Origin of the sequence: Pantoea sp. PNT03, from assembly GCF_014852515.1 — a bacterium.
Lineage (GTDB): Bacteria > Pseudomonadota > Gammaproteobacteria > Enterobacterales > Enterobacteriaceae > Pantoea > Pantoea leporis.
The window spans coordinates 491,643-511,464 of the sequence record NZ_JACVBT010000002.1; the positions used below are offsets into that span (position 1 = coordinate 491,643).

Here is a 19,822-nt window from a genome sequence, read left to right on the forward strand (position 1 = left end):
TATCGCGCATTTCAATGGCGGCACCGTGCCCATCCCGACATTGCGCAATAAATTGCGCCGCTACGATATGTGCGGCGCTTAATTATTCACTGGCTATTTCAACGCTGCACCATGGCTACGAATCACGTCCTGATACCAGAAGAAACTCTTCTTACGTGAACGCGCCAGCGTGCCGTTGCCCGCATCATCGCGATCCACGTAGATAAAGCCGTAACGCTTGGAGAACTCGGCTTTTGACGCGCTGACCAAATCAATCGGCCCCCAGCAGGTATAACCCAATACCTCGACGCCATCTTCAATCGCTTCACGCACCTGCACCAGATGATCGTTGAGATACTGGATACGGTAATCGTCGTTAATTTGCCCGTCCGCTTCCACCACATCTTTGGCACCAAGCCCGTTTTCTACGATGAACAATGGCTTCTGATAGCGGTCATAGAGGATGTTAAGCAGAATGCGCAACCCTTCAGGATCGATCTGCCAGCCCCAATCGGAACTCGGCAGGTGCGGGTTCGGCACCATCGAGAGAATGTTGCCGCGCGCTTTCTGGTTCTCCTCTTCGTTAGTGGTGACGCAGCCGGTCATGTAGTAGCTGAAGGAGATGTAATCGACGGTGTTTTGCAGGTCGCGCTTATCGGCATCGGTGATCTCGATGCTGATGTTACGATCGGCGAAGAAGCGCTTCATATAGGCCGGATACGCGCCGCGCACCTGTACATCGCCAAAGAACAGCCATTCGCGGTTCTGTTGCAAGGTTTCCAGCACGTCCGCCGGACGGCAGCTCAGCGGATAGAGCAGCGCGCCCAGCAGCATGTTACCGATTTTGCCGTCCTTAACGATTTCATGGCAGGCTTTCACCGCGCGCCCGCTCGCCACCAGCTGATGATGAATCGCCTGATAGATTGCCTGCTGATCGCTCTCTTCCGCCAGACCTACGCCAGTGAACGGCGCGTGCAACGACATGTTGATCTCATTAAAGGTCAGCCACAGCTTCACCTTGTGCTGGAAGCGGGTGAACACCGCGCGCGCATAGCGTTCAAAGCAATCAATGGTGATGCGATTGCCCCAGCCACCGTACTTTTTGATCAAGCCGTACGGCATTTCGTAATGTGACAGTGTCACCAGCGGCGTGATGTTGTATTTCGCCATCTCATCGAACAGGCGATCGTAATAGGCTAATCCCGCTTCGTTAGGTTCCGCTTCATCGCCTTGCGGGAAGATGCGCGTCCAGGCAATCGAGGTACGCAGCACGGTAAAGCCCATTTCGGCGAACAGTTTGATGTCCTCCGGGAAGCGGTTATAGAAATCGATGGCGGTATCCTTGATGCCAAAATCGTCATCGCTGCGCTCGACGCGTGCACCAAATATGCCCTTGGGTTGCAGGTCGGAGGTCGATAAACCTTTGCCGCCTTCCTGATACGCGCCTTCAACCTGGTTTGCGGCAACGGCGCCGCCCCATAAAAATCCGTCCGGGAAACGTTTAGTCATCTGTTTGCTCCTCTATTATTTCAGCACGGCCAACAACGGAGCGCCTTCGCTCACGGCCGTGCGGCTCAGGGTTAACACATCCACAAAGTCATCGCTATTGCTCACCAGCACCGGCGTAGTGAGGTCAAAGCCTGCGGCTTTAATCGCATCGAGATCGAACTCCAGCAGCAAATCGCCCACCTTGACCGGCTGATCGTTCACTACTTTCGGAGAGAAATAGTGTCCATCGAGCTTCACGGTATCGAGGCCAACGTGGATCAACACTTCTGCACCCTGCGCCGATGTCAGGCCAATCGCATGGCCGGTGCGAAACATTGACGACACCACGCCATCGATCGGCGATACCACGCGGCCCCGCTGCGGGATAATCGCCGCGCCTTTACCGAGCAATCCGCTGGCAAAAGTTTCATCTTTAACCTGATCGAGCGGAATGACATCGCCCACCATCGGACTGACCACGCTTTCGCGGCGCGTCAGGCTGGTGGGCGGAGCAACCGCTGCCGGCGGCGCAACCGCTTCGGTTGCGAGCTCGGTCAGACCGAACAGATAGGTGCTGACGCAAGCGAAGATCAGCGCCACCGCCGCACCGGCAAATGCCGCCAGCACGCTGGCATCAATGCCGCTGTTTGGTACCACCTGAATAAAGGTGAACACACTCGGGAAACCAAAGGAGTAAATGGTGGTGTGCCAGAAGCCAAGGATCGCCGCGCCCAAGGCGCCACCGATGCAGCCGAAGATAAACGGACGACGACGCGGTAGCGTCACGCCATATACCGCCGGCTCGGTGATGCCGAAGATGCTGGCGGTAAAGGCTGATCCCGCCATCGCTTTCAGTTTCGCTTCGCGGGTGCGCAGGAAAATACCAAGCGTGGCGCCCGCCTGGCCCAGCACCGCAGGCATCAGCAAGGGCAGCAGCGTGTCGTGACCAAAGTTGGCGAGGTTGTTCAGCATGATCGGCACTAAACCCCAGTGCAGACCGAAAATCACGCACACTTGCCAAATCGCGCCCATCACCGCACCCGCAATCATTGGGCTCAGGCTGTAAATCCACAAATAACCTTCGGCCAACATGCGGCTCAGCCAGGTCGCCGCCGGACCAATCGCCAGAAACGTCAGCGGCACGGTGATCAGCAGGCAGCACAACGGCGTAGTGAAGTTACGCACCGCGCTAGGAGAACGCGGATGCACCCAGCGTTCAATCAGGCTGGAAACCCAGGCCGCGAAAATAATCGGAATCACCGACGAGCTGTAGTTCAGCACTTCGAGCGGGATGCCGATGAAGGTCAGCGCATTGCCCTGCTGCTGCTGTTGCAGCACTTCGAGAATCATTGGATGCACCAGCGCAGCGGCAATCGCCATGCTGACAAAAGGATTACCGCCAAATTTTTTACCGGCGCTGTAGCCGAGCAAAATCGGCAGGAAGTAGAACAAACCGTCGCTGGCGACAAACAGCACTTTGTAGCTGCCGCTGTCGGCACTCATCACGCCGAGCACCAACGCCAACGCCAGCAACCCTTTGATGATGCCGGTGGCGATCATCACGCCGATAAAGGGGGTGAAGATGCCGGAAACCAGATCGATAAAGCGTGCAAATAAGCCTTGCGGTGCAGCGTTATCTGCGGCCTCGCTCTGATTATCCAGCCCGTGACGTGACGTGAGTTCGCGATACACTTCCGCTACCTGATTGCCAATCACCACCTGATATTGGCCGCCGCTCTCCACCACCATGATCACGCCAGGATTGTCTTTTAACGCCGCAGTTTGCGCTTTTTGACTGTTTTTTAGTTTGAAGCGTAAGCGCGTGGCGCAGTGCATCACGCTGATGATGTTCTCTTTGCCGCCAACACCGGCAAAGATGTCATCCGCCAGTTCCTGATATTGCATCACTCTTTCTCCTGAACAATGCCCTAAACTCATGCCCTGAATTTCGCGCAAAAAAAAACCTGAGACGCGCCCTCTTCAACTGAAAAAGGGCGCGTCTCAGGTTTTGCCTGCCGAACAGTAACAATCCTTAACGGGCGCTATCATGCTAACAGCGCGGAAAAAGTGGCAAGCAGTTTTAGCGAACGATGCGGAAAACTGTGAAGCTGCTCACCGATCAGATCCGTTTCAGTGCCGCTAAAGCCAGCACGCTGAGCAGCGCACCGATCACCATCAGCAGCAGATAACTCATCCACTGCAGCAGCCAAATCCCCAACACACCGCCGGCCAAAAACGCCAGCAGGGTGTAAAAATGCAGCTTAAGCCGCTCAATGTAGAGCGGCGCATCTTTGGGGGATTCTTTGCGGCGCAGCACATCAAACAGCATCGCCAGCTCAATGCCGATATCGGTCGCGGTGCCAGAAACGTGCGTGGTGCGCACGCGGGCGTTGGAGATGCGCGTCACAACGGCGTTTTGCAATCCCATCAAAAAACTCAGGCTCAGCACCAGCAACACGCCAGAGCCGCTAAAGCGAAACCAGCTTTCAATCACGCCGAGCAGCAGCAAAGCGATGCCTTCAATCAGGATGTTGATGGCGTAGATGCCGCGAATCTGGCGCCGTCTGCCGGAGTTGATTATCAGCGTTGAGACAGAAGATCCGGCGATAAACAGCAGCACGATGAGCAGAAAAAACAGGCCGACGTGCAGATTAGCTTTGGCCAGATGGTCGGAAAGTGAGGAGACATTGCCGGTCATGTTCGCCGAGAAGAAGCCGACCGTTTCAAACGCTGCGGTGTTAAGTGCGCCCGCAACGGCGGCCAGCGTGCAGGCCAGGCGAATGTCGGTATTGAAGGTGCGCGTGTTCTCGGCGGTGATTAGCATGGGAAATCCTGGCCCGGTGAAAGATGCGTATCTTCCTCCCGTGACCAGGAATTCTCAAGCGCCGCTACGCGGTTTGCTGATCCTGCTCCTGCTCGCTGAACCGCTCGCGCATCTCATTTTCGATCTGCTCGAGCGATTTGCCTTTGGTCTCCGGCAGCATAGTGATTACGAAGATCAGCGAGCCGACGTTGATGGCTGCAAAGATAAAGAACGCGCCATTGCCGGTGGCGGAGAGCAGCGGCGGGAAGGCAAACGCCACCGCCGCGTTACAGATCCACTGGAACGAAACGGCAGCGCCGGTCAGCACGCCACGCACTTTCATCGGGAACAGCTCCGACATCAGCAACCAGTAAACCGGCGAAATGCACATCTGCATAAAGAACAGGAACACCAGGATCGCTGCCAGCGCGAAGATGCTTTGCGTCATGTCCTGTGGCATCAACAGCAGCACGCAGCCCAGTGCCAGCTGCATGGCGATCACTACCGACAAACCGGTCATCAGCATGGTACGACGACCAAAACGTCCCACTGCTTTGATGCCCACCATGGTCGCCAGAACCGAAACAATCCCGTTACCGATGGTCGCCGCAATCGAGGCGTTGGTGCCCATGCCGGTGGTTTTCAGAATCACGGGCGTGTAGTACATAAAGGCATTCACGCCAGTGAACTGGATAACAATGCCGAGCCCCGCGCCCACCAATAACAAGCGAAGAATCCATTTCTCTTGCAGCAGTTCACGCGCTGACGGCCCCTGACGCGCCGCTTTAGCGTGCTGGCGCATCTCCGTCATCTCCTTTTTCACTTCGCGTGGCGTTTCACGCAGTTTGTGCAGGATACGGCTCGCTTCTTTGATGCGCCCTTCTGCCACCATCCAGTGTGGCGACGCTGGCACAAAGAAGGTGCCGATAAACAGCAACGCGCCAGGAATCATCGCCATCGCCAGCATATAACGCCACAGATGCGGATCGTTAAGCGTGAAACTCATCACCGCGCTGACCACATAAGCCAGCAGCTGACCGGAAACAATCATCAGCTCGTTGCGGCTCACCAGCGGCGCACGCCGTTTTGGCCCGGCAATTTCGGCAATAAACACCGGTACGGTTGAGGAACCGCCACCCACCGCAATTCCCAGCAGAAAACGCATCGCCACCATTACGTGCAGGTTTGGTGCTAAGGCGGTCCCAATCGCGCCCAGCACAAAAATCAGCGCCAGAGAACGCAGCGTAATGCGTCGGCCAAAGCGATCGGAGAAATAACCACTGAGGAAAGCACCCAGCGCGGCACCGAAGATCAGGGATGAAGTGACTAAACCTTCGGTGAACGGTGTGAGGTCGAGACCGCCCTGATCAGGTGGCAAGGTCATAAACGGCAAGGCACCCGAGATAATCCCCGTGTCATAACCAAAAGCCAGCGCACCCATTGTCGCTACGAGTACCACAAAGAAGATGCGCTGTTTAACGGTGAGATTACTTAGCGCTGAATCGTCGTCACTGTTTTGCTGCGATATGTCCATTCCTGTTCCCTGCATATTGAACGCGCCTTATAGCGCAAAGGTTGAAACCCAAAAGGCAGAAGTATAGTCAGGAATTGTAAAATGTGACGAAGGTCACTATTAATTCGACAAATTTCATCGTGCTTAATGATCATTTTCAATGATCGGCGTTTACGGCCTGGCTTTAACACAACGGCGAACTAAAATTGCAGCGTGACTAGCTAGTCCTCAAATCTAACGGAACATTGATAAGAGGTCTTCCTATGAACAAACAGAGCTACAGAGGCGGCGCAGGGAATTTTGCTAACGATCCAGAACGTGCGAAAGAAGCTGGCAAGGCGGGAGGCAAAGCCAGTGGAGGCAACTTCAGAAACGATCCTGAACGCGCCGTTGAAGCGGGACGGAAAGGAGGCAAAATAAGTCGTCGTCCTCCAACGAAGTCTGAGTAAGGCGCCTTAGGATTTTGTCCGCCATGGATTGGCTTCACCCCCTTTTTGCATATCCTAGCCTAAAACGGTAACCTATATACATATCACATACGATTCATATATAGGTTGCACCATGGGCATCGTAAAAATCTCTGACTTAATGCATGAGAATCTGCGCATCGCCAGCACGGCGATGAGCCGTTCCATCAATGCGCAGGCAGAACACTGGATGAAGATTGGCATGCTGGCCGAGATTTATCCGTCACTCAATCATCAGGAATTGACGCGCTTGCTGATGCGCGTTGAACGCGACAGCGGCGCGGATTTAGCGCAACTGCTCGACCATCCTTTATTCACCTCGCAGGGAATCGCGTAATGAGCATCAAACTGCACACCGCTGAAGAGATCGAACTGGCGCGTGCCGCTGGACACGCCGCCGCTAAAGTGCTGGAGATCATCACACCGTACGTTAAACCGGGCGTCACCACCGATGAACTGGACGCGATTTGTCATGATTACGTGGTAAACGAGCTAAAAGTGGTGCCAGCAAATATTGGCTATCACGGTTACAGCAAAACGACCTGTACGTCAGTGAATCACGTGGTGTGCCACGGCATTCCAGGTGAGAAAAAGCTCAAGGATGGCGACATCGTCAACATAGACGTCGGCATCATTAAAGATGGCTGGTACGGCGACACCAGCCGCATGTATTACGTTGGCCAGCCGTCGGTGCGCGCCAAACGTTTGGTGGATATCACCTACGAATCGATGGTGGCAGGTATCAAAGTGGTAAAACCGGGCGCGACCTTAGGCGATATCGGGGCGGCCATTCAGCAGGTAGCGGAAAAAGCCGGTTTCTCGGTGGTGCGAGAATATTGTGGTCACGGCGTTGGCGAGGTGTATCACGGCGATCCGCAGATTCTGCATTATGGCACGCCAGGCACGGGATTGGCGCTTCAGGCGGGCATGATTTTCACTATCGAACCGATGATCAACGCGGGTAAAGCCGGCACCAGCGTACTGTCCGATGGTTGGACGGTGGTCACCAAAGACCGCTCGCTGTCAGCGCAGTGGGAACACACCATCGCCGTGACCGAAACCGGCTTTGATTTGTTGACGCCGTGGCCAGAAGGTACCGGCGAATATCCGGCAATTTAAAAAAAGATCCAGAACGCATATGCCGTTCTGGATCACACTCGCATTAAGCGGTTTGACGCAGCGTAAACACGCTTACGCTATTCACCATATTCGCCGCCTGCTCGCTCAGCATCGCCGACGCCGCCAGCGATTGTTCCACCAGCGACGCATTCTGCTGCGTGGTGATATCAATCTGGCTAATCGCGGTGTTGATTTGGCTGATGCCGTCGGCCTGCTCGCTGCTGGCCTGATTGATCTGCACCAGCAACTCTTTCATCTCAGCCACGTTCGACATCATGCCGTTCATCAATTTATTGGCATCCGTCACCATATCGCGCCCATCGGCAATACGCGTGGACGACTCCTCAATCAAATTACGGATCTCATGCGATGAGGTGGCGGTTTTCTGCGCCAGCGCGCGGACTTCCTGCGCCACCACGGCAAAACCGCGACCATGTTCACCCGCGCGTGCGGCTTCTACCGCAGCATTGAGCGCCAGAATGTTGGTCTGGAAAGCAATTGAATCGATCAGGTTGATGATCTCTGCCATGCGGCTGGCAGAATCATTGATTTCGGCCATTTTGCTGGCGACGTTGTCCATCATGCTGGCATTGCGTCCTACTGTGGTTTCCGCTTTGGCGGAGAGATCGGCAGCAACGTGGGTATTATTACGCGTGTTGCTAATGGTGGCACTGAATTCCTCCACCGAGGCCGCCGTTTGCTCTACCGAGCTGGCCTGCTCTTCCGTACGCGCCGCGAGATCGTTGGTGCCCGACATGATTTCGCTGGCGCCGCCGGAAATCTGTTCTGCGCTAATGCGAATATGGCTGACAATATCCGACATCTTTTCCTGCATCTGCTGGATGGCGTTAATTAACTGCCCCATTTCATCCTTTCGCTGTTCATGAAAATCAGAACTGAGATCGCCATCCGCCACTCGACCAAGAAAGGCGATCACTTTTTTCAATGGCACGGTAATCGAGCGGATAATAATCCAGCCAATAAATGCTGAAAGTAAAATAGCCACCACAAAAATAATCAGCATGGAAATTTTCGTTTTGCCGTATGACGCCATAAATTTATTATAGGAGCCATCCATTTGCTGCTCTTGCAGGGTAATAAACCCCTCAACTTCATCGATATAATTTCTTTGCGCTAAGGCAAGCGTAGAAAAATAGAAATTCACTGCTTTTGTCACATCACTATTCACTAAATCGAAGAATACATTTCGCTCTTTAAGGAACTCTGCTCGCCTCACTTCCACGCGCTTGAGAAATGCGATTGATTCATCATCGGAAGCCAGCTTATTTAACTGCTTATAGGTTTCGGTAATTTTCTTCGAGGCATCCTGAAGATTGCTCTGAATCGTTGTCCGGCGTTGCGCATCAATCGGGCTCAGCAGCAGCGCCTGCTGCTGCACCGTTACGTTGATCTCATCAATTAATCGGTTGCCCAATGCAATAGTCGGGTAATCGTCTTTCATCATGCCATTAACGCCGGTTTCCGCTAAGAATAGCGAATTTAATCCGAGTAACGCCACTAAAAGTAGCATCGCGATATTGAGCATAGAGGATATTGTAAGTTTGGTTCGCAACTTTACATTACGTGAAAATCTTTGAACTACGTCCATTTAGAAACCTCAATGATTTTGATTGAAAAGTAGTGAAGACAATAATGTTGTTTTAAAAAAAAGAAGAGGCTACGGGCGTTAATCGGCAGCATCTCTGCTGTTATCGTCAGCAATTTCATTAACATTAGAGACGATGATTAATAGGGTCACATTTCAAATATCAGACGCGGAGTGTTATTTTGCTGAAATCGATTTCATTGATCAGTTACATTTACTGATAGGAAATAACATAAAATTCTAAGCCTGGTTTTTTTACTTAATTTAGAATAAAGGTTCTCGCCAGGCTAACAAATAGCAAAGAATGATTCTGATTTTATTAGTTGCAGCAATTTGACTAAGAGAAAACAGTTAGTTTCTCTGTAGCGTTTAACCTGCAAGCCAAATTGAGCGGTCAGCAGAGCAAGGCTGCCGACCGCTTATAGTTATCCGTCAGACTGCGGCTACCGCGCTATGCAAAATGGCCTCATTCGCCACGTCCGGCAACTGATGAAGAAGCCAATCTGCCATCTGGATTTCATGTTGCAGGATCAGCTGGAAAGTCTTAATGCCTTTGCTGTCCGCCGCCTGTTGCGCTGCGGCCAGTAATGCGGTGTAGGTTGCCACTTTATAGTTACAGAACACGTAGCTGCTCACCGCAATGCGCACGCCCTCTTCATTGCGCAACATATCGCTCGCGGCTTGCCCAACGATCGACAATCGTCCTAACGCGTCTTTCAGCGCTGACCAGTTACTGTCGTAGCGTTTCAAAACGTCTTTCACCCACTGCTGCTGTTCAGCGGTTTGTTGTGCATATTGCTTCATACGTGCCTGTAACAGCGGGAACTCCTCCAGCCGCACCGTAGCTGCCTGCAGCAAAGGCTCTGCATGTTTTTCCATCGCATGCGCATCGCGCAACCAATCCAGATATACAAATTCCTTGGTCATCAATTTGCTCCGGTAGTGAGAAGAACATCGACAGTTAGCTGCCTGATGGGTATGACATCAGCTCATTTAGGCTAATTGAGCAAAATAAGCGAAGCGTTAATTTAGACTAAACAAGAAGATTAATTAAACGTAGCAAGCAAGCGTCAAGCTGCAAGTAATGTGCGCAAGAATTGCGATTGAGGTTATAAGTAAATGCGCTTACCGCTTCGCTTATTATCTGGCTAGAGAAGCTTTCTTTTTAATGTTAAAAATCTTAAGCACGTAACTAATGGTAGTTACATTTAGAGAGAAGTGAAAATTTAACTGGAAGTAACATAAGCAAGCCTCTTAGAATTAAGACTTACGAGAAACCCAGGCTTGAAACTGGAAAAAATGGCACTACATTTATTTTGCATCATGTTGGTATTTAAAAAAGAGGAGAACCAATGACGGACGCTAAGAAGCTACCCGATGAGGAAGAAAAAAAGCCGCAACGTCGTGGTGGTGCAGGCAACTTCGCAGAGAACAAGGAACGCGCGGCTGAAGCCGGGCGCAAAGGCGGTCAGGCTAGCAGCGGTAACTTCAAAAACGACCCGGAGCGCGCCATTGAAGCAGGAAGAAAAGGAGGGAAAATCAGCCGACGCAAATAACATTCTTCCCAAAAGAATAAACATCTAACATCGTTTTACTTCTGCACAACACTCTCCTGATACTGTATTTACGCTTCGCTTAAATACAGATTTATCCATGTCAGGAGGGTTATTTCCAGCTAAAAATCCGTATAATCGATTATTTCTTGATCAACTTCAATTTATTTACCGCTTCGCTTATCCAGGCTTTACCCTTCGCTTATTAACCACAAAATTACATTTGCAAGCTAATAATAAATGCCTGACTCAAAATTATATATGTACATGTTACTTAAACTGGTACAACTTTTAGAGAAGAATTCTGACAGATGACTCAGAATAATCGGAGGTGGATTAGCGTAGTTGTCGCTCGCTGGTAATTAAATTAACCGCCATTTGCACTGAGGGAGTGACAACAACAATGACCTGCATTACGTATGCTCGCCCTTCATGGCAACCAGGTTTGCATCAATGCCCGCTAAGATGTCAGCTCTTGGTCGATTGCTCGTCAGATCTCAGAAATTTCACATTTAGTCTTATCAATTATGATTTTGTTGTAGAAGCATCCAGGATTGCAGCACATTCACCTGCTTGAAAAGGATATTTTAATGAAAACTCTCTTTACCTCAGCCAGCGCCATCCTGATTGCGACCAGCCTGTCAGCGGGAGCAGCACAACCGGCAGCACCAAAAAATCCGCTCAGCGTACATGTTTTGAACCTGCAAACAGGCTCGCCGACAGCGGGTATTGAGGTTGAACTCGATCAGAAACAGGATAATAACTGGGTGAAATTAGCCAGCGGCAAAACCGACAGCAACGGCAGGATTAGCGCGCTATTCCCGGAAGATAAAACCGCCAGCGCAGGCAGCTATCGCGTGGTGTTTAAAACCGGTGACTATTACAAAATGAACAACCAGAAAACCTTCTTCCCGGAAATTCCGGTCGAGTTCAATATGGAAAGCAACGGCGAGCACTACCATATTCCGCTGCTATTGAGCCCGTTTGGTTATTCGACTTATCGCGGGAATTAAATTTAAAACGGTCGCCTTAAATGGCGACCCACGGAATCTATTGTGTTATCCCTCTGTCACTAAATGACTTGCGCCAGTTGGTCGGCGTAGTGTTGAGCCGCTGTCTGAAGTGATGACGTAGTGTTTCTGGCGATCCAAATCCCGCCTGTTCAGCAACCTGATCAATGCTCAGCTTGCCGCTCTCCAGCAGTGCGCAAGCTTTTTCCAGCCGCACGCTCAACATCCATTCTCCCGGCGTGGTGCCGGTAGCGTCATGGAAACGGCGTAAAAAGGTGCGGCGGCTCATGCCAGCTTGCCTGGCGAGTTGATCAATAACCAATGGCGTATTGAGGTGATTACGCAAATCATCGAGTAACGGCGAAAGATTTTTTGCCGCACGCTGCGGCACCGGCTGCTGAACCAACTGTGCCTGATTGCCTTCGCGCAGCGGCGGCGTCACCATGCGACGCGCGGTGCGGTTTGCCACTTCAATACCATAATCGCGGCGAATCAGATGCAGACACAAATCCACACCCGCTGCGCCACCCGCTGACGTAATGATGCTGCCCTCATCAACATAAATCATACCGTGCTCAACCTGCACCTGCGGGAAGCGTTGCGCCAGAATCTCGGTGCTGTTCCAGTGCGCGGTCGCGCGCTTACCATCCAGCAATCCGGCAGCGCCCAACACGAAACTGCCTGCACAGATCGAAACAATACGCGTGCCGTTGCGATGGGCTTTTTGTAACGCGGCGATAAGCTGATCCGATGCCGGTTCATGTACGCTGCGCCAGCCGGGAATTACGATGGTGCCCGCTTCTTCCAGCAGCTCAAGTCCGCCGTCGACCACTAGCCGCACGCCACCTTGCGCGCCGAATACGCCCTCTTCCACCGACGCCACGCTCAAATCATACAAAGGCTGGCCGAACACTTCGTCGGCGCGCCCGAAAGCCTCAACAGCGATGCCGAACTCAAAGGTACACAGACATTCATACGCCAGCAAAACCAGTCGGCGGTTGAACGGTGCAGGTGAACGGCCATGAAGCGTAGCAATCATTTGCATTTAAGGTCACCGGAGAAATTGGCACGATCTTGACGATATATGGCATGCAGGCAGATTTCCACTCGCACGCCAATCTTTCATGCTGGCACGCTCTTAACGAATCGCAGGGATTGAGTATGAAGAACATGTTGGCGCTGATGGCGGTTTGTCTGGCCGCATTGATGTCGGGACTGGAGATATCCAGCGTACCGGTGATTTTACCAGTGCTGGAAAGGGAGATGCACGCCAGCTTCCGCGAACTGCAGTGGATCATGAACGCCTATACGCTGGCCTGCACCGCAGTGTTAATGGCCACCGGCACGCTGGCCGACACTTATGGACGCAAGCGCATCTTCATCATCAGCATCATCGCCTTCGGCGTGACATCGGTGATGTGCGGACTGGCGGGCAATGCGCTGTGGCTGATTGTCGGACGTTTGCTGCAAGGATTAAGCGGTGGCGCGATGTTAACCTGCCTGATTGCGATTCTGTCGTTCCAGTTTCCGCAGGGCAAAGCGCGTAGCCGTGCGTTCGCCGCGTGGGGCATTACCTTTGGCTTTGGGCTGGGATTCGGACCCATCATCGGCGGCATGCTAGTTGCCTGGTTTAGCTGGCAATGGGTGTTTCTGGTACACGGATTTATCGCGTTGCTGACGCTGATCCTCGCGCTGAAAAATGTGGTGGAATCGCGCGATGCTGAAGCCCAAAAGCTCGATCTCAGCGGCCTGATTACCTTATCGCTCAGCGTGGTCGGCGCCACTTATCTCATTACGCAGGGCTGCAGCCTCGGCTGGAACAGCGTCGCGGCACAACTGATTTTGCTGGTTACACTACTGAGCGCGCTGCTGTTTGTATGGAATGAGAAGCGCCATCCACATCCGATGTTTGATTTCTCCGTGTTCCGTATCCGCGCCTTTTCCGGGGCATTAATGGGCTCGATTGGCATGAACTTCAGCTTCTGGCCGCTGATGATTTATTTGCCGGTCTATTATCAAAGCGGCCTTGGCTACAGCAGCATGGCAACCGGTTTGGCGCTGCTGGCTTACACTTTACCAACCTTACTGATGCCGCCGCTGGGCGAGAAACTGGTGGTGCGCTTTGGCGCGGCGCGCATGATTCCGCTGGGATTATGCACCATCGGCGCGGGCTTTATGTTGATGAAGTTCGCCGTGGCGCAGCAGATGAGTTTACTGCCAGGCGCGCTGCTCGCTGGAATGGCGCTCGGACTGACCAACACGCCAGTGACCAACACCACAACCGGATCGGTACCGGGTAATCGCGTTGGCATGGCGTCGGGGATTGATATCAGCGCGCGCTTGATTACGCTTGCCATCAATATCGCGCTGATGGGCAGTTTGCTGGTGGCGGGCATTGCGGCGAGTTTGCAACGCATTATGCCGGGACAAAGTGATGTGCATACGCTGGCCGAGCGCATCGCCGGCGGCGGCGAGATTTCATTGAACCACGATATTGCCGCGCAGGTGCTCACCGACGGTTTTTCCGACGTGCTGTTGTATGGCGCGGCGGGCGTTTGGGGATTGGCGCTGGCGAGTTTTCTGCTGTTTAACGTTCGTCGCAAGGCGCAGCAACAATGCACGCCTTAGTTACGGATGCACCCTTTTGCTGCTGACTAGCGCGCCTTCGGCGGTGTAATTCAGCAACGCTCTTTGATTATCTTCCCGCGCCAGCAGGCACCAATCCAGTTGGGTAATTCGGATTAGCAACACGCCAAAATTATCCTCGGCGTTAGCGACATCATTGGATTGGTGGTCAATGTCACTTCCCGGCGCAGCGCCAGCATAGGTTTGCTGCGTCCGGCGCGATAATCGTTGCCACGCCGCTTCAGCTACTGCGCTGTGCGCGGCGTGCAGCTCGACCTTTCCCTGCAACCGCAGCTGCGTTTTTGCGCTGTATCCCAGAACCGTAACGTCTGGATTAACCGCCAGCGCCTGCCATTTCGGGCTACGCATATCGGTGTGCAACTCCAGCATGCGTTTGACGCGGTCAACCGCGCGCAGCACCAGCGTCCTTGCCTGCGGCTTGCCCTGTCGATCAACCGACGCGAGCGTTAAGAAGTGAAAACCGGCATCGGGATCGCTTGCGCCGGTTTCCAGTTGTTGCCAGCAATCGCTATCAATCTCGCGTAATGACATCTGTTGTTCCTGTTGGCTGGATAAAAGGTTACTGGTGACGTTCCACCAGCGCCAGAATCAGCGCCTGAAGTTCTGCTAATCCTTGCTGCTGGCTGATGTCACCGCACACCACCGCATGGGAAATCGCATCGGCGGCGCGTACCAAAAGATCGTAGACCACCGGTTTACTGACGCCAGCCGCTTCCGCCACGCGTCCTAACGTTAGCGCATCGCTGCCCTGCGCGCGCACCAGATTCCACGCCACGCCAATCAGTTGCTGACGACGTGCCTGATGCGTCATGCGCTGGCGAGTGGGTTGATTCATGCCGGCTCGTAACAGGTAAAAAAGCCCGCCGTCAACTAAACCGGCGGGCTTGTGAGGGTAACCGTTTTATCAAAACACCCAGCGTACGCCCGCGTTGTAATTCCAGCCTTGCACGCCGTTGCCGTCGATCTCTTTGCGGTAATTGGCTTCGGCATACAGCGAGACATTGTTGGTGAAAGCCGCATTGCCGCCGATGCCGGCATCCCACATCTGGCCGAACTTGCCGCTGTTGAAGCTATCGCTAACCTCGCTGTTACTGGCACCAACATCCGCTTTCGCCGTGCCGCCCCAACCGCGATAGTAGTTAGTGCGCAGATACGGCGTATATTGCCCGCTGCCGCTATCGTTCCAGGTCCGTGCCAGACGTGCGCCGACGCGGCCAATGGTTTGGTCATAATCGTCGTAAGAGACTTGGGTTTGATCGTCGTCGGTGAAGTCATCCATCTTCAAATGCAGATGCAGCAGTTGCGCTTGCGGCTCAAGACGAATACCGTTCGCCAACTGGAACGGATAACCACTCTCCAGGGATGCGGTCCAGCCTTTGCCTTTCAGCTTCGCCACCTCTTTTTGTCGGGCGATATCGGTGTCGCCACGATACCAATCGAGTGAAAGCGCGCCATCCAGATAGAAACCACTTTCTCGCTGCCAGGTGCCGTAAATCGCCAGGCTGTCGCTGTCGAAATCGGTTGAGCTATAACCATCCGCTGCATTCGGTCGGATGCGCGCATTGCCGCGCGTGTAAGCCAGGCCGCCGCGTAGACTATCTTGCTCGCCGTCCAACCGCAGTAGGTTGCCGCCAAACTGCACCGCGCTGTAATCGAGGTCAAAGTCGTAACCGTAATGCGCCGTATCAAGGTTAGTTTTGTACTTCTGGTTGGAGCCGGAATAACGGATGAACATTTCCGCTGATCCGTCTGGATTCTGCCGCAATTCGCCCAGGCGTTGATGTAAATCACCAATGGTTGCCAGGGTGTAATACGCCAATCCGACCGGCGCCGAAATGTAGGAAGGAAGCTGTGGAATGACCGCCGGGCGCACCGCGCCGCTGCCTGCTGTCTGCGGCTGGCAAAGGGAACCATCTTTACAAACGTAGTTATTGGCCAGACGATAATCCCAGGTTGTATTGCCATTCTCGGGGGCAAAGCTATAAAGCCCGTATTGCCACGGCCCTGCCGCGACATAACCCCGTTGCAGCGCGAAGCTATTGGCGCTGGCGCTACCAGCAACCTGCACCAGAGAAACGCCTTCATTGGCGGAGATCACGCCATCTCGATTGCTATCCGCCAGCGTGGCAGCACTCAGCGCATCGTTGATAAAGGTAGTGCCGGTCACGTTGCCGTTAACGCGTAAAGTGTCGCTTTGCGCGCCCTGCGTCCGCAACGCCAGCTTGCCGCCCGCCGACGCCAAATCACCGTTGATGGTCAACGTGTTGCCCGCCGCGCCGCTGCCGTTGGTGAGATCCAACGTACCGGCGTTATTCACCACCAACGAATCGTCAGTCTCGCCCGACAAAACCGGATTGACCTGATCGCCGACAAACAGCGTTGAGCCGCTATCCACGTTGATGGTGCTGTGTGCCAGTTTGAGATTATCGGTAAGGGTAAATTGCGTGTTGTAGAAGTTGATGGTGCTCCAGCCTGCGCCGAGGTTAACGCCGCGCGCCAGATCATCGTTGCTGAACGAACCCCCGCGCGCGTTAATCTCACTAAAGTTCAGCGTGCTGCCGCTGCCGCCTGCGGTAGTGATGTGACGCGTGTTTGCCAGACTGACGTTGGCGATCGAAGCCACATTGTTAACACCGGTTCCCATCGTCACGCTGCCGTCAATGGTTCCGCCGGTGAGTTCGACCACGTCGGTGCCGTTGCCGGTGTTCACATCGCCCACCACGTTGCCATCGACCAGCGCGATCTGGTCATTGGTGGCGCCACCAGCAACCACTACCGTTTCCGGGTAAGGCGCGGTGACGTTGCCTTCATTGATAAATACGGAGTTGCCGCCACGCAGATCGATAATTGGCGAAACCAGGCTGAGCGAAACGATGGTGCCGCGGTTGATCACCTCGCTGGCGGTGCTGGTGACAATCGCCGAGCCGCCATCGGAACTGTTAACGATGATGTTACCGTTGGCGATCACCCGCCCGGTGGTGTTGGCGCGCACGCCGGTTGCCGGACCATAGACAAAGAAGCTGTAACCTTGTGGGATGATCAAATCGTTGCTGGTGGTAGAACCATCTTCTTTGCTAAACACATAACCCGTCGCGCCTGCACCACTCACCGTACCCAGCATATAACCGTTGGGATCGAATGAGGTCTCGGAGCGAATTAACGTGCCGCCATCGGTGTTCATCCCGACATCTTGCAGCGAAATATTGCTGGTTTCCGCGCGGTTGTTGAGCACAGTGCCGCCGCCAGAATTGTAGAGTCCGATGTTGCTGGCGGTTAACGATGCTGCGCCTTTATCCAGTAAGATGGTGTCTGCGCCAGCATTGGCGTTGATGGTGCTGTAGTAAAAATTCGGCCCGGCGGTATCACCATTAATCGTTAGGCCGCCGTTATTGCCAACGCGCACCGCAGCAATGCCGCCCGCACTCAATCCGCTGTGATCGGTCCAATAAACGGTATTGCCTTCGGCGGTATCCAGCGCGATACCCGAGACTATGTTGGTGCTGGATCCATCAAAGATATTTCCGCCGCCGCGAATACGCACGCCGATGCTGTTTGGCCCGCTGAGATTTATGGTGCCACGCGGCGTTGACTGATAGATCACACCATCGCGGATATCAAAGGCAGTGGCGTTGGTTCCGTTGCCGGTGATCGGCGCCACGTTGGCGAAGAATCCACCTTGCCCGGTGCCCGCAATGGTATTGTTGCCGTTCAGCTCAATCGGGTTGGTGATGGTCACGTCTGCACCCTCCGAGCTCTGAACCGCAATCGCCCCTTCGCCGTTAACGTGATAGCTGTCGGTGCCGTACAAGGTGGTGCCGTAAAGTCGTGAACCGTCACCTGAAGCGACAATGCCGCGTGTGTTGGCACCGCTCAACGTCACGTCGGCAGCCACCACCGGATTAAAGATCACGCCATCACTCAGGCGATACAGCGCCGAACCTGGCGTGGAGACATCATAACTGCCGCCGTTGCTATCAATGTGTGCATAGTTGGTGGCTTGATAACCGGTTTGATTCGGCGCGAAAAAATGCAGTGAACTGGCATCGCTGATGGTTAATCTGGCGTCATCGCGCACATCAACACCTACCGCATTTTCGCCGTACAAATTGATTCTGCCGTTCTGGGCAAAATTGGCCTGGCTGCCCGAAACGGCAACGCCCGTCGCGCCCTTGCCTTTAACATTGATGGTGCCGTTATTCGCACCGCTGGCATCCTCGAGACGGATGCCGGTGCTGTTAATCGCGGTATTGATCACGCCATTATTGGTGAAGCGGCTGCCACCGTTGGCATACACGCCGGTGCCATCCGCACCAACGGTCGAGGCATCGACGCCGTTGCCATCGGCATTATTGAAAAAGCCGCTGTTTATGACGCCGTTGTTGATGCCGGTGCTACCGTTCAACAGTTCCAGTGCGTTGCTGCCAACGCTGGCCAGTTTGCCGTCAATCACCGCCGTCGCGCCGTTGCTGGCGCGCATCGCCGCGCTGCTGGCATTTACCACTTCCAGTATGCCGCTGCTACCAATGGTTGCCCTGGCATTGGGGCCATCAGCGCTTAACACAATGCGTTCGCCAATCGGCTGCGTCACTTCGTCGTAGTATTCATCGGCATCGATCACATAGGCGATGACATCGCTGCGCAAGGAGAGCGCTTTATTAAACTCGCTGCTGTAGCTATCGGCGGCCAGATTGCCGTTTTGCAATTGCTCAATCAGCCAATTGTTGTAACTCTGCAAGCTGCTGACGTTGGAAACGTTGAATGAAGTGGTGGCATTGTCCAGCGTGGTGACGCTAAACGCGCCGCGCCAGGAGACCACATTGTCGAACCATTGCCCCAGTTGATAGGTGTAAGGCGTGTAGGAGCCAAAAAAGGAGATGCGATTGGCGGAGTTCCAGTTCATGGTGCCGCTGCCGCTGGCAGTAAACAATTCGCTCTGTTTCGCCGCCATCGACCAGCCGTTGGTGCTGGCGGTGGTTGCGGCGCCCTTTTGCCCGATATCAACATTGATGGTGCCATTGCTGACCTGCGCAACGCGCGCGTTGATATACTGCCCATTATTAACGTTATAAAAATTCGGCAAGGTATTGGTTTCAATGGCACTAATCGCGGCGGAGTTATATACCTGAACGCTATTACTGCCGCTGCCATTGGCGTCTGGCACGTTAATCACATAATTCTGCGCGCCCAGATCGACGCGACCTGAATCTTGCCAGGAATACGAAATAATTCTGCCACTGCTGAGCAATTGTCCGATGGATATGGTGCCACCGCCGTCCTGACCGGGCGCAAACCGCTGATTGCCACTTAAAGTTTGAGTCGAGCCATTGCAAATACAAAACACGCCGGCGCGGTTGTCATTTAATTCTGGCGTAAAAGGCTTAAGCGTCGCCGCCCAAACTGGCGAGGCTGGATTAAACACACCGTAAGCGGCAATAAGGCTAATAAACAGCGGATGCAATCGAAACATCATCGTTCACTCCAGAGAAGCGTGCAACGCTGCCGCGATGCGTAAAGACATCGCCAGCAATGGGTTTGGCTATTATTAATTTGTGTAATTGAACGTAAAGAAATTCTGCGACGCGGCAATAACATCACTTTACGCGAGACAGTTCCAGCGCGACTTAAGCCAAATAGCGAT

The 19,822-nt window shown here is 53.6% G+C and carries 15 protein-coding genes and 1 pseudogene; 6 read left to right on the forward strand and 10 right to left on the reverse strand.

What is annotated here, in order from left to right:
• Window positions 1-93: 93 nt before the first annotated feature.
• The 4 genes from IB226_RS10350 to IB226_RS10365 all read right to left on the reverse strand — a co-directional run bounded on the left by IB226_RS10350 (window position 94) and on the right by IB226_RS10365 (window position 5,804).
• Window positions 94-1,488 carry a glycoside hydrolase family 1 protein gene (locus IB226_RS10350; protein ID WP_192235139.1) on the reverse strand — a complete coding sequence of 465 codons (1,395 nt, stop codon included), beginning with the start codon at window positions 1,486-1,488 and terminating at the stop codon, window positions 94-96.
• Window positions 1,489-1,503: 15 nt separating this feature from the next.
• Entirely contained in the window at window positions 1,504-3,372 is a 1,869-nt protein-coding gene (gene bglF, locus IB226_RS10355) for a PTS beta-glucoside transporter subunit IIABC (protein ID WP_192235141.1), read from the reverse strand.
• A 214-nt stretch (window positions 3,373-3,586) separates the two neighbouring features.
• A complete protein-coding gene (locus tag IB226_RS10360; protein ID WP_192235143.1) occupies window positions 3,587-4,291 on the reverse strand; it encodes a YoaK family protein in 705 nt (234 codons plus the stop codon).
• 64 nt (window positions 4,292-4,355) lie between these two features.
• Window positions 4,356-5,804 carry a sugar porter family MFS transporter gene (locus IB226_RS10365; protein WP_192235145.1) on the reverse strand — a complete coding sequence of 483 codons (1,449 nt, stop codon included), beginning with the start codon at window positions 5,802-5,804 and terminating at the stop codon, window positions 4,356-4,358.
• A 242-nt stretch (window positions 5,805-6,046) separates the two neighbouring features.
• On the opposite strand from IB226_RS10365, the gene IB226_RS10370 reads away from it, so the two are divergent.
• The 3 genes from IB226_RS10370 to map all read left to right on the forward strand — a co-directional run bounded on the left by IB226_RS10370 (window position 6,047) and on the right by map (window position 7,369).
• Window positions 6,047-6,232, forward strand: a complete 186-nt coding sequence (locus IB226_RS10370) for a general stress protein (RefSeq protein ID WP_101761305.1) — start codon at window positions 6,047-6,049, stop codon at window positions 6,230-6,232.
• A 112-nt stretch (window positions 6,233-6,344) separates the two neighbouring features.
• A complete protein-coding gene (locus IB226_RS10375) occupies window positions 6,345-6,587 on the forward strand; it encodes a ParD-like family protein (RefSeq protein ID WP_008106304.1) in 243 nt (80 codons plus the stop codon).
• Window positions 6,587-7,369 (forward strand): type I methionyl aminopeptidase, encoded by a 783-nt coding sequence (map, locus tag IB226_RS10380; RefSeq protein ID WP_110867162.1) that lies wholly within the window; start codon window positions 6,587-6,589, stop codon window positions 7,367-7,369. The genes IB226_RS10375 and map overlap by 1 nt, the downstream gene beginning before the upstream one ends.
• A 43-nt stretch (window positions 7,370-7,412) precedes the next feature.
• On the opposite strand, the gene IB226_RS10385 is transcribed toward map, so the two are convergent.
• Together IB226_RS10385 and IB226_RS10390 are read right to left on the reverse strand one after the other, a co-directional pair.
• Window positions 7,413-8,978, reverse strand: coding sequence for a methyl-accepting chemotaxis protein (locus IB226_RS10385; RefSeq protein ID WP_192235148.1), 1,566 nt, complete (start codon window positions 8,976-8,978; stop codon window positions 7,413-7,415).
• Window positions 8,979-9,407: 429 nt separating this feature from the next.
• Window positions 9,408-9,902, reverse strand: coding sequence for a DUF892 family protein (locus tag IB226_RS10390; protein ID WP_192235150.1), 495 nt, complete (start codon window positions 9,900-9,902; stop codon window positions 9,408-9,410).
• Window positions 9,903-10,327: 425 nt separating this feature from the next.
• Here IB226_RS10390 and IB226_RS10395 point away from each other — a divergent pair, with 425 nt between their 5' ends.
• Complete coding sequence (locus IB226_RS10395) at window positions 10,328-10,531, forward strand: general stress protein (RefSeq protein ID WP_064740224.1); 204 nt, start codon at window positions 10,328-10,330, stop codon at window positions 10,529-10,531.
• Between the two features lie 587 nt (window positions 10,532-11,118).
• A complete protein-coding gene (uraH, locus tag IB226_RS10400; RefSeq protein ID WP_192235152.1) occupies window positions 11,119-11,541 on the forward strand; it encodes a hydroxyisourate hydrolase in 423 nt (140 codons plus the stop codon).
• A gap of 37 nt (window positions 11,542-11,578) precedes the next feature.
• Here uraH and ftrA read toward each other — a convergent pair whose 3' ends face one another.
• Window positions 11,579-12,583 carry a transcriptional regulator FtrA gene (gene ftrA / locus IB226_RS10405; protein ID WP_192235154.1) on the reverse strand — a complete coding sequence of 335 codons (1,005 nt, stop codon included), beginning with the start codon at window positions 12,581-12,583 and terminating at the stop codon, window positions 11,579-11,581.
• Window positions 12,584-12,699: 116 nt separating this feature from the next.
• Between ftrA and IB226_RS10410 the strand changes: the two genes are divergently transcribed.
• Window positions 12,700-14,166, forward strand: coding sequence for an MFS transporter (locus tag IB226_RS10410; RefSeq protein WP_192235157.1), 1,467 nt, complete (start codon window positions 12,700-12,702; stop codon window positions 14,164-14,166).
• On the opposite strand, the gene IB226_RS10415 is transcribed toward IB226_RS10410, so the two are convergent.
• From IB226_RS10415 to IB226_RS10425, 3 genes and pseudogenes are all read right to left on the reverse strand, one after another.
• Window positions 14,167-14,715, reverse strand: a complete 549-nt coding sequence (locus IB226_RS10415) for a pyridoxamine 5'-phosphate oxidase family protein (RefSeq protein WP_192235159.1) — start codon at window positions 14,713-14,715, stop codon at window positions 14,167-14,169.
• Between the two features lie 148 nt (window positions 14,716-14,863).
• A pseudogene (locus IB226_RS23400) lies at window positions 14,864-15,019 on the reverse strand (TetR/AcrR family transcriptional regulator); the annotation flags it as partial.
• A gap of 69 nt (window positions 15,020-15,088) precedes the next feature.
• Window positions 15,089-19,654, reverse strand: coding sequence for an autotransporter outer membrane beta-barrel domain-containing protein (locus tag IB226_RS10425; protein ID WP_225608257.1), 4,566 nt, complete (start codon window positions 19,652-19,654; stop codon window positions 15,089-15,091).
• Window positions 19,655-19,822 lie beyond the last annotated feature (168 nt).

Bases quoted from the DNA above. Each gene is read 5' to 3' on its own strand.
- map (WP_110867162.1), top strand. From the start codon at position 6,587: ATGAGCATCAAACTGCACACCGCTGAAGAGATCGAACTGGCGCGTGCC.
- IB226_RS10415 (WP_192235159.1), bottom strand. From the start codon at position 14,715: ATGTCATTACGCGAGATTGATAGCGATTGCTGGCAACAACTGGAAACC.
- IB226_RS10395 (WP_064740224.1), top strand. From the start codon at position 10,328: ATGACGGACGCTAAGAAGCTACCCGATGAGGAAGAAAAAAAGCCGCAA.
- IB226_RS10410 (WP_192235157.1), top strand. From the start codon at position 12,700: ATGAAGAACATGTTGGCGCTGATGGCGGTTTGTCTGGCCGCATTGATG.
- IB226_RS10360 (WP_192235143.1), bottom strand. From the start codon at position 4,291: ATGCTAATCACCGCCGAGAACACGCGCACCTTCAATACCGACATTCGC.
- IB226_RS10375 (WP_008106304.1), top strand. From the start codon at position 6,345: ATGGGCATCGTAAAAATCTCTGACTTAATGCATGAGAATCTGCGCATC.
- IB226_RS10425 (WP_225608257.1), bottom strand. From the start codon at position 19,654: ATGATGTTTCGATTGCATCCGCTGTTTATTAGCCTTATTGCCGCTTAC.
- IB226_RS10365 (WP_192235145.1), bottom strand. From the start codon at position 5,804: ATGGACATATCGCAGCAAAACAGTGACGACGATTCAGCGCTAAGTAAT.
- IB226_RS10390 (WP_192235150.1), bottom strand. From the start codon at position 9,902: ATGACCAAGGAATTTGTATATCTGGATTGGTTGCGCGATGCGCATGCG.
- IB226_RS10370 (WP_101761305.1), top strand. From the start codon at position 6,047: ATGAACAAACAGAGCTACAGAGGCGGCGCAGGGAATTTTGCTAACGAT.
- bglF (WP_192235141.1), bottom strand. From the start codon at position 3,372: ATGCAATATCAGGAACTGGCGGATGACATCTTTGCCGGTGTTGGCGGC.
- IB226_RS10350 (WP_192235139.1), bottom strand. From the start codon at position 1,488: ATGACTAAACGTTTCCCGGACGGATTTTTATGGGGCGGCGCCGTTGCC.
- IB226_RS10385 (WP_192235148.1), bottom strand. From the start codon at position 8,978: ATGGACGTAGTTCAAAGATTTTCACGTAATGTAAAGTTGCGAACCAAA.
- uraH (WP_192235152.1), top strand. From the start codon at position 11,119: ATGAAAACTCTCTTTACCTCAGCCAGCGCCATCCTGATTGCGACCAGC.
- ftrA (WP_192235154.1), bottom strand. From the start codon at position 12,583: ATGCAAATGATTGCTACGCTTCATGGCCGTTCACCTGCACCGTTCAAC.